The following is a 15,608-nucleotide window of genomic DNA, read 5'->3' as shown; positions in this document are numbered from 1 at the left end:
CCCGCCCGGGGGCTCCCACCTCAGCGCTCACCGGGACGGTCGGTGCCCGAGGTGGTCGCGCCGGCCGTGGTGCCGCTCGGGGGCGTGCCGTCGCCGTCGGTTCCGCCACCGCCCCCGGGGGCCATCCCCTTGACCTTGGCGGCGACGTCGTCGCCCGCACGCCGGCGCATCACGAGGTGCACCGCGGTGCCGAGCACGCCGAAGCCGAGGCCGATGGCGATCCACAGCGGCTCCATGACCAGCAGCGCGATCGCCGCGCCCAGGAAGAGCGCCCGCTCGGGCCAGCCCGCCGGGCCGATCAGCCACTTGCCGGTCACCACCGCGAGCGCGCCGACCGCGAGCGAGGATGCGACGAACGCGATGGCGACCGTGCTCGCGCCACCCTCGAAGAGCAGGCCGACCCCGTTGGGCGAGAGCACGAAGATGAACGGCACCAGGAACGCCGGCAGCGTGTACTTCCACGTCAGCCACATCGTGGGCACCGGTTTGCCGCCGGTGATCGCCGCGGCCGCGAACGGCGAGAGCGCCGTCGGCGGCGAGACCTCGCTGAGCACCGCGTAGTAGAAGATGAACATCGCCGCGGCGAACGGCTCGACGCCGACCTGCTGCAGCGCCGGCGAGATGATCACGAAGGAGATGATGAAGCTCGCCGTGACCGGCACCGCCAGGCCGAGCAGGATCACCACGATCGCCGAGAACAACGCGGTGAGCACCAGGCTGCCGCCGGAGAAGTCGACGATGATGCCGGCCAGCCGCAGCGCCAGACCGGTGAGGGTCATGACGCCGACGATGATGCCGGCGACGGCCATGACCGGGATGACCGAGAGGGCACCGACCGCGCCCTGGCCGAGCGCGTGCCAGATCCGCTTCGGCGTCATCCAGTGCTCGCGGTCCAGCCAGCTCAGCAGGAAGGCCAGGACCGTGGCGTACACGACGGCGCGGAAGGGCGTGTAGCCCAGGGCGAGGAAGAGGACGATCGCGGCCAGCGAGCTGAAGTGGTACCCGAACCGGAGCAGCAGCCGCCACGCCGACTTCTCCTCCACCTCGACCTGGTGCGTGCCGTGCCGGCGGGCGTCGAACTCGATCGCGAGCACGATGCCGAGGTAGTACAGGATCGTCGGGATCGTCGCCCAGATCAGCACCTCGAGGTAGGAGACGTTGAGCAGCTCGGCGATGATGAACGCCGCGGCGCCCAGCGTCGGGGGCGACATGATCGCGCCGATGCCGGCCGCGGCGAGCACACCGCCACCGGCCTCCGCCGGGTAGCCGGCCTTGCGCAGCAGCGGCCAGCCGAAGCCACCGAGGGTCACCGTCGTCGCGACGCCCGAGCCCGACACCGTGCCGAGCAGGAAGCCCGAGAGCGTGACGGTGCGGCCCGGGCCGGCCTTCGACTGACCGAAGGCGGCGAAGGACAGGTCGATGAAGAACTTCGTCGCACCGGAGGCCGCCAGGACGGCGCCGTAGATGGTGAACAGGATGATGTAGGTCGCGGCGACCTCGAGCGGTACGCCGAAGATCCCCTGGGTGCCCATCACGTTGTGGCCGATGAGCCGCGTCCACTGGAAGTCGGCGGTCGTGAAGGGGCTCGGCATCGCCGAGCCGAAGTAGGCCATGGCCAGGAAGCCGAGCACCACGAGCGGCACCAGCAGACCGACGGTGCGGCGCGCGGCCTCCAGGATCAGGACCACCAGCAGCGTGCCGACGACGAGGTCCATGTCGGTCGGGGTGATCGCCCGGCGGAAGAAGCCCTGCCAGTCGTAGACCATGTAGAGACCCGGCACCAGCGACACGAACGCCAGCAGCCAGTCGAGGACGTTGGGGTGGTCGGCCCTGCCCTTGAGCTTGTCCTTGTCCGACCGGCCCCAGCCGCGGTAGGTCAGGAACGTCAGGAAGAGCCCGATGCTGAGGAACAGGGGCAGGTAGACCTGCCGCGGCATCGGGTTGAACACCCAGTAGAGGGCGAAGACGGACAGCCCGACGCCGATGACCGCGACGACGTGGCCCGGGATGCCGGTGAGGTGGCGCGCCGGCTTCTCGGCCTCGAACTCGGCGAGCAGTGCCTCCTCGTCGATGGCCTCGTCGTCGACGTCGCGACGCCGGTTCAGGCTCTTGTCGATGGTGGAGGCGTCCTCGTCCCCGCGCTCGGCACCCGGGCTCGCCGGAGGTGCGCCGGGGACGTCGCCCGGCTGGTCCTCGGCGACGCGGGTGGCCCCCGCGGTCGTCCCCGGCTCGGCCTGCCGATGCGTGAGTCGTCGGAGATTCATCGGTTCTCCTCGATGTCGAGAATCACGGTGGGGTCGTCGGTGACGACGAGCTGCCAGATCGGGACCGGCTCGGCGCCGGGCACGTGGAGCGTCCGCTCGCCCAGGTCGGTGGCGGCGATGTTGAGCTCGTCGAAGACCGCCGGCCGGGCCGGGTCGGGCGGGACCACGTACGCCAGGCGGTCGCGGGGCGGGGCCGGGCGGGGCGGGGCGGGCACGGCGTAGTACTCCTCGAGGACCGCGACCTGCTCCGCGGCCAGTTCCACCAGCTCGAACCTGCCGTCGGGGAGCACACGGTAGCGCTCCTCGGCGAGGGTCCGGTAGATGCTGTTGCGGTAGCCGACGGCGAACGTGTCGCCGTCCAGCGGGACGCGGGCGATCTCCACGCCGTCCGGCCCGCGGACGGTGACCGCCCGGGACCCTTCGCCCACCGCGACGGGCCCGCCCTCGGCCGTCGCGACCGCGACCGCCACCCCCGCCGCCGTCACGGTGACGAGCACCGCGACGACGGCGAGGACGAGGTGGCGTGCCACGAGCGGGCGTCGGGAGGGCCCGGGGTCGCCGGGGCCGGAGATCCCTCCGGCACCCGGCAGCGCACGGGTCGGGCCGCCGGTCAGCCGACCGAGTCGAAGTAGGCCTGCGCGCCGGGGCAGGTCTCGATGAACCCGACCTCGTCGGCGGTCTCCGCGTTCAGCTCCTCGGCCGCCGGGTGCACGGTGAGCAGCTGCTCCTTGTTCTCGAAGATCGTGCGGGTGATCTCCTCCTGGAGGGCCTCGTCCATGTCGGAGCGGACGACGAGGATGTTCGGCGACACCACGTTGGGCACCGCCTCGTCCTGGCCCTCGTAGGTACCGGCCGGGATGTCCTCGGCGAAGTAGAAGTCGCCGTACTCCTCGGCGAGCGGGTCGGCGTACTCGCCCGTGGGGATGAGCACCAGGTCGCTGGTGCTCGCCAGGTCGACGATCGCACCGGTGGGCAGGCCGCCGGACCAGGCGCCGGCGTCCACCGTGCCGTCCTGGATGGCGGCCACCGTCTCGGCGACGCCGAGCTGGACCCGCTCGATGTCGGCCTGCGGGTCGATCCCGGCGGCCTCCATGATTCGGTCGGCGGTGACCTCGGAGGCCGAGCCGACGGCGCCGGGCGAGACGCGCTTGCCCGCCAGGTCCTCGATCGAGGTGATCCCCGTGTCTGCGGTCGTGAAGAAGTGGACGAAGTTGTTGTACGTGTTGCCCAGCGAGCAGATGTCCAGCGGCTCGGTGAAGGTGTTCTCCCCGTTCGCTGCGTCGGACACGACGTCGCCGAGGGCGAGGGCCATCTGGGCCTGATCGGTCTCGAGCAGCTTCATGTTGTCGACGGAGGCGTTCGTCTCCTGGACGGTGACCGTCAGGCCGGGGATCTCCGAGCTCAGCACGTTGGCCATGCCACCGCCGTAGGGGTAGTACACGCCGCCGGTGCCGCCGGTGGCGAAGGTGAGCTGCTCGTTGAACGTCTGCGTCTCACCCTCGCCGCCGCCGGAGGCCGTGTCGTCGGCCGAGTCGCCGCCGCAGGCCGTGAGTGCCAGCGTGGTCGCCGCCCCCAGGGAGAGGAGGAGTCGCGACCGCTTGCCGGGGTGGGGGCCGGGAGTCGGGAGCATCGTGTGCCTTCCTGTCGGTGCCGACCCGGCGGTGGCCGGGGCACCGGATGCGGGACCTCCCGCATGCCGGCCCACCCGCTGCCGGAGGGGGCGTCAGCAACATGCTGTTGATGAGATCACAGGAGTGAAGCAGCTCACATTCGGCAGTGTCTACTGTTTACAGTGTCACGGGACGATGACATTTCCGAGCGTCGCGTGGAGGCCGGCCGATGTCCGACGCACTGCCCATCGCCGCCCTGCCCCTCCGCGAGCACGTGTACGAGCGCCTGCAGGAGCTGCTCATCAGCAGGTCCCTGGCGCCCGGCGACCACCTCGTCGAGGAGCGCCTCGCCGCGCAGCTCGGCGTCAGCCGCGGGCCGGTGCGCGAGGCGCTGCAGCGGCTGCACCGGGACGGCTGGATCACGCTGCGCCCCCGGCAGGGCGCGTTCGTCAACAAGCCCACCCGGCAGCAGGTCCACGAGTTCTTCGAGGCCCGCCAGCTGGTCGAGCGCGAGGCGGCGCACCTGGCCGCGGTGCGCCGCACCCCCGAGGACGCCGCCGAGCTGCTGAGGATCTGCGACCGCGCGGACGCCGACTGGCGGCGGGGAGTGCCGTCCCAGGAGATGGCGGCGCACACGGCGAGGTTCCACCGGGCAGTGCTCGTGCACGCCCGCAACCACCTCCTGCTCCAGTTCGGCGAGCAGCTCTCCCACCGCAGCCGCTGGTTCTTCGCCCCCCTGGTCTCCTCCATCGCGCCGCGCGCCTGGCACGAGCACCGCCAGGTGGCCGAGCTGATCGCCGCGGGCGAGGCTGCCCGTGCGGCCGAGGCGATGCACCGGCACGTCGCGCTGTCGCGGAACTCCTACCTGGAGATCCACCCCGACGGCGACGTGCACGAGGCCGACCTGACCCCGGTGACCGCCACCGGGGCGCGCCCGGCCGACCCCGGCCGGTGACCGTCCCACCCCTCCTACGGAAGCAGGCCCCATGGCAACCACCCGTGTCGTCCTCGTCACCGGCTCCTCCAGCGGCATCGGCCGCGCCTGCGTCGCCGCCTTCCTCGCGCAGGGGGCGCGGGTGATCGCCGCCGCCCGGCGCACCGACCGGCTCGAGGAGCTGCAGGCCGAGCACGGGGACGCCGTCCTCCCGGTGGCGCTCGACGTGCGCGACCGGGCGCAGGTCGCCGAGGTGATCGGCTCGCTGCCCGACGGCTGGTCGCCGATCGACGTGCTGGTCAACAACGCCGGCCTGGCCCTGGGGAAGACACCGCTGCACGAGGACGACCCGGACGACTGGGACCAGATGCTCGACACCAACGTGCGCGGGCTGCTGAACGTCTCGGGCGCCGTGCTGCCCGGCATGGTCGAGCGCGGCTCGGGCCACGTCATCAACATCGGGTCGAACGCCGGGCGCGAGGTCTACCCGGGCGGCACCGTCTACTGCGCCACCAAGGCCGCCGTCGAGCGGATCACCCGCGGCATGCGCATGGACGTGCTGGGCAGCGGTGTCAAGATCAGCCAGGTCGACCCGGGCATGGTCGAGACCGAGTTCTCCGAGGTGCGCTTCCACGGCGACAAGGCGGCCGCGGCCGCGGTGTACGAGGGCGTCACGCCGCTGGCGGCCGCCGACATCGCCGACGTCGTCACCTGGGTGGCCGGTCAGCCGCCGCACGTGGTGATCGCCGACGTCCTCGTCTACCCGCTCGACCAGGCCGGCTCCGGCAAGATCGCCCGCCGGAAGTGAGCCCGCGCTGAGCCGCGGCGGGCGCACCGCGCCGGTCACCCGCCGCCGGGACTTCCCCGGCTGGCGCATGGTCTGGGCGCTCGCCGTCACCGAGACGGTCTCCTACGGCGTCCTCTACTACTCCTTCGCCGTCTTCCTCGTGCCGATGCGCGAGGAGCTGGACGCCTCCACCGCCCAGCTCTCGGGGGCGCTGACGCTGTCGCTCGCCCTGAGCGGGCTGGGCGCGGTCGTCGTCGGGCGGTGGCTGGACCGGTGGGGCGCGCGGTGGGTGATGACCACCGGCAGCCTGCTGGGCGGCGCCTCGGTGCTCGCGTGGTCGCAGGCGCGGGACCTCCCGCAGCTGTACCTGGCGTTCGCCGGCATCGGGGTGGCCAGCGCCGCGGTGCTGTACGAGCCGGCGTACGCGGTCATCAACACCTGGTTCCGGCGGGACCGGCCGCGTGCCCTGCTGACGCTCACGGTGGTCGCCGGGTTCGCCTCGACGATCTTCCTGCCCACCTCCCAGCTCCTCATCGAGGGCGTGGGCTGGCGGCCGGCGCTGGTCGTCCTCGCCGCCGCCGTGGCGGCGTGCGCGCTGCCGCACGCGCTGGTGCTGCGCCGGTCGCCGGCCGACCTGGGGCTGCTGCCCGACGGTCGTGCGCACGGCGACGCACCCCCCGCCCCGGCGCCGGCCGCGGCCGACGTCGACCTGTCGCCGTACCGCGGCCCGGGCGCCGCCTACCGGCGGCCCGCGGTGCGCTGGCTGACGCTGGCCGCCGCGCTGCAGATGGTGGCCAACGCGGCCGTGGCCGTGTTCCTCGTGGCCTACCTGCTCGAGGCCGGCGCACCCGCCGGGCTGGCCGCGGTGGCGGCCGGCGGGCTGGGCGCGCTGTCGGTGACCGGGCGGGTCGTCCTGACGGTGCTCGCCGCGCGGGTGGGGATCGGCCACGTGACGGCGGCGATGGTCCTCGGTCAGGCCGTCGGCGTCGCCGCGCTCTTCCTGCTGCCCCAGCCTGCGGCCACCGTGGTCTTCGTGCTCCTCTTCGGCGTCGGCTTCGGCGTCCTCAACATCGCCCGGCCCGCGCTGCTGGGGCAGTCCGTGCCCCAGCCGGTGTTCGCGGCCGTGTCGGGTCAGCAGGCGCTGGCGGTCCAGTTCGGCCGCGTCGTCGCGCCCGTCGCCGTGGGGGCGCTGATCACGACGGTGGGCTACGGCGCCGGGTTCACCGCGATCGCCGGCTGCGTGCTGGCCGCCGCCGTCCTGCTCGTCCTCTCCGACCGCGCGGCCGCGTCGTCGTAGGCGCCGCGGGTCAGGCGGGCGGGCCGGCGTGCGGCTCGCCGGCGGGGTGGTGCGGCCGGCCGGTCGCCGCCCGGATCGCGTCGTCGTCCAGCCCCACCGAGCGCAGCACCTGGTCGGAGTGCTCCCCGAGCGCGGGGGCCCCGAGGAGGTCCGGCGCACCGCTGCGGGAGAAGGTCCACGGCAGGCGGGCGTGCACGAGCGGCCCCTCGGTGGGGTGCTCGACGTCCTCGAACAGGCCCACCGCCGCGAGGTGCTCGTCGGCGAAGAGGTCCTCGATGGAGTGCACCGGCATCGCAGGGATCGCCTGTGCGCGCAGCAGCTCGATCCACTCGCCGGTCGTCCGCCGGGCGAGCGCCTCCTCGACCAGCGCGTACAGCTCGTCGATCCGCTTCGTGCGCCCCCGGATGCTGTGCAGCTCGGGGTCGTCGGCGAGGTCCGGCCGGTCGACCAGCCGGAAGAAGGTGCGCCACTGGCCGTCGGTGTACAGCAGCACCGAGATCGTGCCGTCGGCGGTGCGGTAGGGCTTGCGGTAGGGCGAGGCGGTGCGTGCGTACCCGGTGCCGCCGGTGCGCCCGGCGTAGACCCGCTGCCCCTGCTGCTCCATGAGCAGGAACGCCGCCATCGACTCGAACATCGGCACCTCGACGGCCTGGCCCTCGCCCGAGACGTCCCGCTCGTGCAGCGCGGCGAGGATCGCGGCCAGCGCCATGACCCCGACGGTCTTGTCCACCACCTGCGTCTTCACGTACTGCGGCTCCCCCGCGCCGCCCTGCACCGCCGCGATCCCCGAGACGCCCTGGACGACGTCGTCGTAGGCGGGCTCGTCCCGGTACGGGCCGGCCGAGCCATAGCCGACGGCGTGGCAGTACACCAGCCTCGGGTTGCGGGCCCGCACCGTGCCCGGGTCGATGCGCAGCTTGCGCATGGCGCCCGGGCGCATGTTGTGCAGGAAGACGTCGGCGGTGCCGACCAGCCGGTCCAGGGCGTCCCGGCCGGCCGCCGTCGCCAGGTCGAGGACGACGGACTCCTTGCCCCGGTTGAAGGTGAGGAACGCCGGGCCCAGGCCGGAGTGCCGGTCGTCGGCCACGTACCGGATGATGTCGCCCTCCGGCGGCTCCACCTTGATCACCCGGGCGCCCATCTGCGCCATCAGCTCGGCGCAGTAGGGGCCGAGGAAGGTGGACGTCAGGTCCAGGACGGTGACGTCGGCCAGCGGGCCCCGCCCGGCGGACACCCGCTCAGACCGCCCGGGTGAGCGCCGGCCAGAGCTCGTCCGGCCCACCGGCCAGCAGCCCCGACGCCAGCACCCGCGACCACACCAGCTCGCTGCCGGCCTCGTCCCGCCACGACCACAGCCGCCGGGTGAGGTGGTGCAGCTTGTGCTCCTGGGTGAACCCGATCGCCCCGTGCACCTGGTGCGCCAGCCGCGCCACCACCTCGACGGCGGCACCGGCCCGCACCTTCGCCGCCGCGGCGGCCGGCACGACGTTCTCGCCCCGGTCCAGCGACTGCACCGCGGCGTCGGTCAGCGCCGTCACCGCCGTCACCTCACCGGCCATCTCCGCGAGCTCCATCTGGATGGCCTGGAACTTGCCCAGCGGACGGCCGAACTGGTGCCGCTCCCCCGCGTACTGCACCGTCCAGGCCAGCACCTGCTCCAGCGCCGCGGCCAGCTGCACCGCCCGCGCCAGCGCGTACCGGGCACGGACCTCCTGAGCCTGCGCCTCGGTCAGCAGCGCGCCGGACGTGCCGACCTGGTCCAGCACCAGCGACCCGCGCGGCTCACCGGCCAGGTTGAACGCGTCGGTCGCCGGCAGCGACGACGCATCGACCAGGGCGAGCACGGAACCCTCGATCCCCGCCGGGGCCGGCGCCAGGACGACGACCTGCCGCGCCGCTCCCGCCCACGCCACGTCGGTCACCGTGCCGTCGAGCGTGAACCGCCCCGGCCCGTCACCGTCGTCGACCGGGTGGACGGTCACCGAGTCCGCGATCGCGAAGGTCGTCGGCTCTTCCGGCGAGGGCAGCTCGAGGTCCGCGGCGAGCAGCGCCGGCCCCGCCACCAGCAGCTGCTCGGCGACCGGCACCGCCGCGGCGCCGGCGGCGAGGGTGCGCACGATCGCCACCGCGTCGGCCAGCTCGCCGCCCGAGCCACCGGCCTCCTCGGGCAGTCCGACCCCGGTCAGCCCGGCATCGGCCAGCGTCGACCACAGCCCGGCGTCCCAGCGCCGGTCCGCCGTCAGCACGAACGGTTCGAAGCCGCTCAGGATGTCCCTGACGGTCTCGATCACCAGGTCCTGGTCGGACATCAGCGCAGCCCCAATCCACGAGCCACGATCCCGCGAAGGATCTCGTTGGTCCCACCGCGCAGCGTGAAGCCCGGCTGGTGCAGCTGCGCCTCCGCCAGCGCCCGGGCCAGCGGGTCCGGCGAGTCCAGCGACGGGGTCACGTCGACCACCTTCCGGATCTCCTCGATGACGTCCGCCTCGAACGTCGTCCCCACGTCCTTGACCAGCGCCGCCGGGATGTTGGGCAGCTCCCCGCGGTCCAGCGCCGCCGCGATCCGCAGCGACATCTGCCGCAGCGCCAGCAGCCGCGCCGAGAGGCGGCCGAGCACGGCCAGCTGCCCGGCATCGCCGGTCTCGGCGACCCGGCGCCCGAACTCGGCGACCAGCGGGTACGTCGACAGGAATCGCTCCGGGCCCGACCGCTCGAACGCCAGCTCGGCCGTCACCTGGTGCCAGCCGTTGCCCTCGTCGCCCAGGAGCATGTCGCCGGGGACGACGACGTCCTCGAACACCACCTCGTTGAAGTGGTGGCCGCCGTCGAGGATGCGGATCGGGTTGATCGTGATGCCCGGCAGCGACAGGTCGATCAGCAGCTGCGACATGCCGGCGTGCCGGCTGGCGGGGTCCGCCGGCGAGGTGCGCACCAGCACGATCCCGTAGTGCGAGTGGTGCGCGTTCGACGTCCACACCTTCGCGCCGTTGACCACCCAGTCGCCGTCGCCGTTGCGGGTGGCCTTCGTGCGGATCGAGGCGAGGTCCGAGCCGGAGTCCGGCTCGCTCATCCCGATGACGAAGAAGCACTCGCCCGCGGCGATGCGCGGCAGGATCTCCTCGCGCTGCTTCTCGGTGCCGTAGGTCAGCAGGTTCGGCCCGGACTGCCGGTCGGCGATCCAGTGCGCGGCGACCGGCGCCCCGGCGGCCAGGAGCTCCTCGGTGACGGCGTAGCGCTCCATCGCCGAGCGCTCGTGCCCGCCGTACTTCTTCGGCCAGGTCATCCCGAGCCAGCCGCGTTCGCCCAGCTTCCTGGAGAACGCCGGGTCCACGCCGGACAGCCAGGTGTCGACGTGCGTGCGGAACGTCCCGGCGGCCAGTTCGGCGGCGAGGAACTCGCGCACCTCCGCCCGCACCTGCTCCGCCGCGTCGGACCGCGGAGCGGGTGCCAGTGTCAACGAGTTGCTCATGCGACTCCCCAGGTGTGGTCGTGCCCACTGCGGTTGTACAGGGCCCGGCAATCGCACCGTCCGCCGGGATGCTCCAGGCGCTGCGACACAGGGCTCTGATCCTGAGCACTCAACGGGATGACTCCCCTAACCTCGGCTCGTGGTCGAGGCGGTCGCGGCTCTGGTCGGCACCATCACTCTCGTCCTGCAACGACGCGATCGCCGTGAGGACCAGGCGGTCTCCGCCGCCGTCCTCCGGCGCGCCGTTCTCGGCCTGTACGACCGGGCCGTCGGGTGGGCGCGTCTGGCGGAGCACCTGCGCGACGCCGTCCATGCCTGGCGGGAAGCCGGGTGCCCGCTGGACTCCGACTTCGGGACGGTGGAGAGAGCCGGGGCCAAGATGCGTGCGGTCGACGCCTACGCGAGCCGGGACCGCAACCTCCAGCTGGTCCTTCAGGTCTACGCGCCGGAGAGCCAGGACCTCGACCGTCTCGCCGAGCGATCGAGCCGGAATCTGCGTCAGCTGGCCGATCAACTCCGGCAGGCACGGGAATCGGGTCCCGAAGCCGTCGACGAGGTGATCCGTCAGTTCGACGCGCGGACGGATGAAGTGTTGCGCGGCGTTGCAGACCTTCGAGCGCTCATCGCGGACCGCTTCCCCGTGCAGTGATCTCCGCCGGGCCCAGGGTCCCGACCGCGGTGCCGGCCGCGACCGGTGATCGGGCATCACCGTCCGGCGTCGTCGTCCCCCTCACCGCGGGTCAGCTGGCGCAGCTCGGTGACGACGTCGGTGGCCACCGCGCCCAGCGACACCAGCGCCCCTGAAACCAGCCGCCGCACCCCCTGCACGTCCAGGCCCAGCGCCGCCCCGACACCCGAGCCCGCCTCCAGCCCGCCGAGCTCACCGGTGGCCGGCATCCGCTCCGCCAGCTCGGGCGACCAGCGCATCGCATCCCCCGACAGCGTCCAGTCGCCGGTCGCGCCGTCGATCGCATCCGTGACCGGGTTCCCACGGGCCGATGAGTCCATCACCGCCTCCTCCGGGGTCGCCCACCCATGGTGACCCGAAACCGCGGCGTCCGGAAGGTGTGACCCGCGTGTCAGGTGCGGGTCAGCGCCAGCAGGGCGATGTCGTCGGCCCGGTGCGCCCCGGTCAGCTCGCCCAGCAGCCGGTCGCACAGCTGCTCGGGGTCGCCCGCCCACGCCCGCCCCGCCACCTCGACCAGCCGGGCCAGCCCCGCGTCGATGTCGGCGCCCCGGCTCTCCACCAGCCCGTCGGTGAACAGCACCAGCGCCGCCCCCTCCGGCAGCACCCCCGACCACTCCTCGGCGGGCGCCGGCGGGGCACCGAGCATGCGGGTCGGCCGGACCGGGAGCAGTTCCGCCCGGCCGTCCGCGCACAGCAGCGGCGGCAGGTGCCCGGCAGAGGCGATCCGCAGCTCACCCGACGCCGGGTCCAGCGTCGCGAACAGGGCCGTCGCCATCCGCTGCAGCTCGAACAGGTCCCAGTTCTGCTGCAGCCGCTCGATCAGCACGGCCGGCGAGGGCCGGTCGGCCGACATCGCGCGGGTCACGCTGCGCAGCTGCCCCATCGTCGCCGCGGCCGTGATGTCGTGGCCGACGACGTCCCCCACCGTCAGCCCGACCTGGTCACCGGGCAGCCGGACGACGTCGTAGAAGTCACCGCCGACGTCCACGCCCTGCGTCGCCGCCAGGTACCGCACGGCCGTCGACAGCGCCGGGATGTCCGGGGGCGACGGCGGCAGCAGGCTGGCCTGCAGCGTGTGCGAGGTCCGCTCCTCGAACTCCAGGCGAAGCGCCTTGTCGACCACCTGCGACAGCTGGAGGGCCAGCTGCTCGGCCACCTCGACGTCGGCGGCGGTGAACGGCGCCCGGTCCCGGTCGGCCCCGAACGTCACCACGCCCAGCCGCCGGCCGTCCACGATCATCGGGACGCCGACCACACCGACCAGCTCCAGGTGTGCGACCACCTCCCGGAACGCGTCGTCGGGGGCGATCGCGTCGAGCACCGCCCGCGCCTCGTCCAGGTCGCGGATCCACTGGGTCCGGCCCTCCCGCAGCGCGCGCACCGAGGGGTGCTGCGGGGACCGCGCCGGCGGGTGGTTCCCGCGCAGCCGGTCCAGCACCGGCTGGCGGCCGGGGTCGCGGTGCCGCGCCACCGGCTGGTGCAGCCCCTGCTCGGTGACCATGTCGATCACGCAGACGTCGGCCAGCCGGGACACCACCAGCCCGGCCAGCCGGTGCACCGTCTCGGTCACGTCCCGGGCCTCGCTCATCAGCCGCGCCGCCTCGAGCAGGAACGCCGCGCGCTCGCCCTGCTGGCGGGTCTGCTCGTGCAGCCGCACCCGCTCCAGCGCCTGCCCGGCCTGCCGGCCGAGCGTCCACAGCAGGTCCACCTCGGCCGGGCTCAGCGGCCGGTGCTCCCCCGGCTCCTCCAGGCTGATCAGGTGGCCGCGGGCCGCCGCGCCGCGCGCCAGCACGAGCACCCCCAGCCGCTTGGAGTCCGCCGACACCGGGACGACGACGAGGTCGGTCAGCCCGTCGGCCGCCATCGTCGTCGCGAGCTCCGGCTGGTCGGTCCGCAGCCGGGCGTCCAGCACGATCGACCGCAGACCTTGCGCCAGCTCCAGGGCCAGCCGTCCACCGGCCGCGTCCCGCAGCCGCCGCAGCAGCTCGCGCGACACCCCCTCCGAGCGCACCGGCCGCAGGACCGGCAGCTCCTCGGCGTCCGCCTCGCCCTCGACCAGCACCAGCGCCGCCCCGCTGGCCCGCAGCGCCGCGCGCCCGCGCTGCACGATCACCGTCGCCACGTCCTCGGGCGTCGCCGCCGCCGCGAGGTCGAAGACGACCTTCTGCACCACCCGCGACCGGGCCTCGGACTCCTCCGCCAGCCGCTGCGCCGCCAGCAGCTCCCGCTCGTAGCGGCGCCGCGCCGTCGCCTCGAACAGCGTCGCCCGCACCAGCAGCGGGGCACCGTCCTCGTCGCGCACCTCGACGGCGTTGAGCAGGCAGGGCAGCAGCGTGCCGTCGATCCGGGTGACGTCGATGGCGATCTCGCGCACCGCGCCCTGCATGCGCAGGAGCGGCACCAGGTGGGTGTTGTAGAAGACCCGGCCCCCGACGCTGAGCAAATCCTGGAACCGGTGGTCGCGCAGCTCCTCCGGCGCCCGGCCGGTCCACGCGCAGAAGGTGCGGTTGACCTTCACGATCCGCCCGTCGGGCAGCGCGGAGAGGTACCCCATCGGCGCGTTCTCGTAGAGGTCGGCCGGGTCCTCGTCGAGCAGGCGGTCCAGCGGGCTGCCCCCGTCCTCCGGGCCGGTCACCGGACGCCGTCCGAGGCGGTCACGGCGTCAGGAATCCGCGGATGGCGGCCGTCGTCTCCTCCGGCGCGGACAGCTGCGGCACGTGACCGCTGGCCCGCATGCGCACGAACACGCTGCCGGGGATCTGCCGGTGCACGTACTCACCGACGGTGTCGGGGGCGATCGCGTCGGCGCTGCACTGCAGCACCAGCGTGGGCAGCTCGATGCCGTGCAGGTCGGCGCGGTTGTCCGACAGGAAGGTGACCCGTGCGAACTGGCGTGCGATGTGCGGGGCGGTCCGGCAGAAGCTGTTGGTGAGCTCCTCGGCCAGCTCCGGCCGGTCCGGGTTGCCCATGATCACCGGGGCCATCTGCGCCGACCAGCCCAGGTGGTTGCTGTCGAGCGCGTCGAGCAGACCGGCGACGTCGCTGCGGCTGAACCCGCCGACGTAGCCCTCGTCGTCGACGTACCGCGGGCTCGGGCCCACCATGACCATCGCGCCGAACACCTCCGGCGCCCGGTGGTAGGCCAGCACGCCGATCATGGCGCTCACCGAGTGACCGACGAAGACGACGTCGGTGAGGCCGAGCTCGCAGAGGATCTCGACGACGTCGGAGGCGTACCCGTCGAGCGAGTCGTACTTCTCGGGGTCGTACGCCGAGAGGTCCGACTGCCCCGATCCGACGTGGTCGAAGAGCACCACGCGGTGGTCGACGGCGAAGTCCGGGGCGACGAGCCGCCACAGCGTCTGGTCGCAGCCGAAGCCGTGCGCGAACACCATCGGCCGCCCGTCGGGCAGGCCGCTGACGTTCACCCGGTTCCGTGTGACGACGCTCCCCACGGACCCGACCGTAGTGGAACCGACGCCCGCCGTGGTCGATCCGCGCGATCGCTGCGGAACCGTTCCGCCCCGATCCGCCGTACCGGCGGTCACCCCGGGTGACCTCGGGACGACGGAGTGCCGCGCGCCGCCGTACGACCGCCGGACCGCGTGCCCCGCCCGGAAAACGGCTGTCGACGCCGTCCCGGGCGGCCCTACCCTCCCCGCATCCCGCGCTCCGGCCGATCCCGGAGCTCCGGCCCGAACCCCTTGAACGAGGTGCGTGCCATGACCGCTACCGCGGTCCTTCCCCCCACCGTCCCGCACCCCCGGCGCCCGGCCGAGCCGGCGCCCCCCGCCGCGGCCGCGCGCCCCTCCGGCCGGGCCGTGGAGTACCAGCGGGTGCTGCACCAGCTCGTGCGCCGCGAGCTGCGCACGCTGGCCGACGTCGCGACCTGGGCACCCGACGGCGAGTGCGCCCGCACCGGGGTGCTCACCTCCCACGCCGGGCTCGTGGCCCGGCTGCTGCTGCACCACCACGCCGTCGAGCGGGACGCCGTCTGGCCCGCGCTGCTGCGCAGCGCACCGGAGTCCGCCCTCCCCGCCGTGACCGCCGCCGTCGCGACCTGGACCTCGTCGTGCACGGGCATCGACGCCGCGCTGCGCGACCTGGACACCGCGGCCCGCCAGTGGGCCTGCTCGGGCAGCGGCCGGGCCCGGGAGACCTTCGTCCGCGCCTGCCGGCGGCTGGCCGACGACGTCGAGGCGCAGACCGCCGAGGAGGAGGCGACCCTCCTCCCGCTGCTCGACGCCCACCTGACCGACGCCGGGTGGGCGTCCGTGGTGCGCACCGCGCGCTGCGGGCTCTCCACCCGGCAGCGGCTGCTCGTGCTGGGGCTGGCCCTCGAGGACTGCAGCGCGGCCGACCGCGCCCGCGTGCTCGACGGCGTCCCGCGCGGCACGCGGCTCGCCTGGCGGCTCTACGGCGGGGGCCGCTACCGCGCCGCCGTCGTCCGGCTGCGCGGTGCCCCGCCCGCTGCCTGACCCGCTACCCGTTCAGTAGCGGGACGTCCCGCAGTCGCGGCAGCGCTTGCGGGCGCTCATCTCGCGCCCGTGGCAGTTGTC

The 15,608-nt window shown here is 73.8% G+C and carries 14 protein-coding genes; 5 read left to right on the top strand and 9 right to left on the bottom strand.

What is annotated here, in order from left to right:
* Positions 1–20: 20 nt before the first annotated feature.
* From ACI794_RS11290 to ACI794_RS11280, 3 genes are all read right to left on the bottom strand, one after another.
* Positions 21–2,264: a TRAP transporter permease gene (locus ACI794_RS11290; protein ID WP_456616387.1), complete on the bottom strand. Its 2,244-nt coding sequence runs from the start codon at positions 2,262–2,264 to the stop codon at positions 21–23.
* Positions 2,261–2,794, bottom strand: a complete 534-nt coding sequence (locus ACI794_RS11285) for a hypothetical protein (protein WP_456603571.1) — start codon at positions 2,792–2,794, stop codon at positions 2,261–2,263. Before ACI794_RS11285 ends, ACI794_RS11290 begins: the two co-directional genes overlap by 4 nt.
* Positions 2,795–2,874: 80 nt before the next feature.
* Positions 2,875–3,894, bottom strand: coding sequence for a TAXI family TRAP transporter solute-binding subunit (locus tag ACI794_RS11280; protein WP_456603570.1), 1,020 nt, complete (start codon positions 3,892–3,894; stop codon positions 2,875–2,877).
* Between the two features lie 209 nt (positions 3,895–4,103).
* On the opposite strand from ACI794_RS11280, the gene ACI794_RS11275 reads away from it, so the two are divergent.
* The 3 genes from ACI794_RS11275 to ACI794_RS11265 all read left to right on the top strand — a co-directional run bounded on the left by ACI794_RS11275 (position 4,104) and on the right by ACI794_RS11265 (position 6,892).
* A complete protein-coding gene (locus ACI794_RS11275; protein WP_456603569.1) occupies positions 4,104–4,829 on the top strand; it encodes a GntR family transcriptional regulator in 726 nt (241 codons plus the stop codon).
* Between the two features lie 31 nt (positions 4,830–4,860).
* A complete protein-coding gene (locus tag ACI794_RS11270) occupies positions 4,861–5,616 on the top strand; it encodes an SDR family NAD(P)-dependent oxidoreductase (protein WP_456603568.1) in 756 nt (251 codons plus the stop codon).
* 67 nt (positions 5,617–5,683) lie between these two features.
* On the top strand, positions 5,684–6,892 hold the full coding sequence (locus ACI794_RS11265) for an MFS transporter (protein ID WP_456603567.1): 1,209 nt from the start codon (positions 5,684–5,686) through the stop codon (positions 6,890–6,892).
* Positions 6,893–6,902: 10 nt separating this feature from the next.
* Here ACI794_RS11265 and ACI794_RS11260 read toward each other — a convergent pair whose 3' ends face one another.
* From ACI794_RS11260 to ACI794_RS11250, 3 genes are read right to left on the bottom strand one after another with little or no spacing between them, the layout of a single operon-like run.
* Positions 6,903–8,126 (bottom strand): CaiB/BaiF CoA transferase family protein, encoded by a 1,224-nt coding sequence (locus ACI794_RS11260; protein ID WP_456616386.1) that lies wholly within the window; start codon positions 8,124–8,126, stop codon positions 6,903–6,905.
* Between the two features lie 4 nt (positions 8,127–8,130).
* On the bottom strand, positions 8,131–9,201 hold the full coding sequence (locus tag ACI794_RS11255; RefSeq protein ID WP_456616385.1) for an acyl-CoA dehydrogenase family protein: 1,071 nt from the start codon (positions 9,199–9,201) through the stop codon (positions 8,131–8,133).
* Entirely contained in the window at positions 9,201–10,361 is a 1,161-nt protein-coding gene (locus ACI794_RS11250) for an acyl-CoA dehydrogenase family protein (protein ID WP_456616384.1), read from the bottom strand. Before ACI794_RS11250 ends, ACI794_RS11255 begins: the two co-directional genes overlap by 1 nt.
* A gap of 139 nt (positions 10,362–10,500) precedes the next feature.
* Between ACI794_RS11250 and ACI794_RS11245 the strand changes: the two genes are divergently transcribed.
* Complete coding sequence (locus ACI794_RS11245) at positions 10,501–11,010, top strand: hypothetical protein (RefSeq protein WP_456603563.1); 510 nt, start codon at positions 10,501–10,503, stop codon at positions 11,008–11,010.
* A gap of 56 nt (positions 11,011–11,066) precedes the next feature.
* Here the strand turns inward: ACI794_RS11245 and ACI794_RS11240 are convergent, their stop codons facing one another.
* The 3 genes from ACI794_RS11240 to ACI794_RS11230 form a co-directional block, all read right to left on the bottom strand.
* Complete coding sequence (locus tag ACI794_RS11240) at positions 11,067–11,369, bottom strand: hypothetical protein (RefSeq protein WP_456603562.1); 303 nt, start codon at positions 11,367–11,369, stop codon at positions 11,067–11,069.
* A gap of 71 nt (positions 11,370–11,440) precedes the next feature.
* On the bottom strand, positions 11,441–13,684 hold the full coding sequence (locus ACI794_RS11235) for a SpoIIE family protein phosphatase (RefSeq protein ID WP_456603561.1): 2,244 nt from the start codon (positions 13,682–13,684) through the stop codon (positions 11,441–11,443).
* Positions 13,685–13,703: 19 nt separating this feature from the next.
* Positions 13,704–14,504, bottom strand: coding sequence for an alpha/beta fold hydrolase (locus ACI794_RS11230; protein ID WP_456603560.1), 801 nt, complete (start codon positions 14,502–14,504; stop codon positions 13,704–13,706).
* A 267-nt stretch (positions 14,505–14,771) separates the two neighbouring features.
* Between ACI794_RS11230 and ACI794_RS11225 the strand changes: the two genes are divergently transcribed.
* Positions 14,772–15,527 carry a hemerythrin domain-containing protein gene (locus ACI794_RS11225; protein WP_456603559.1) on the top strand — a complete coding sequence of 252 codons (756 nt, stop codon included), beginning with the start codon at positions 14,772–14,774 and terminating at the stop codon, positions 15,525–15,527.
* Positions 15,528–15,608 lie beyond the last annotated feature (81 nt).

This window comes from Blastococcus sp. SYSU DS0541, from assembly GCF_054050875.1.
This window is presented reverse-complemented; position numbering and strand designations above follow the sequence as displayed.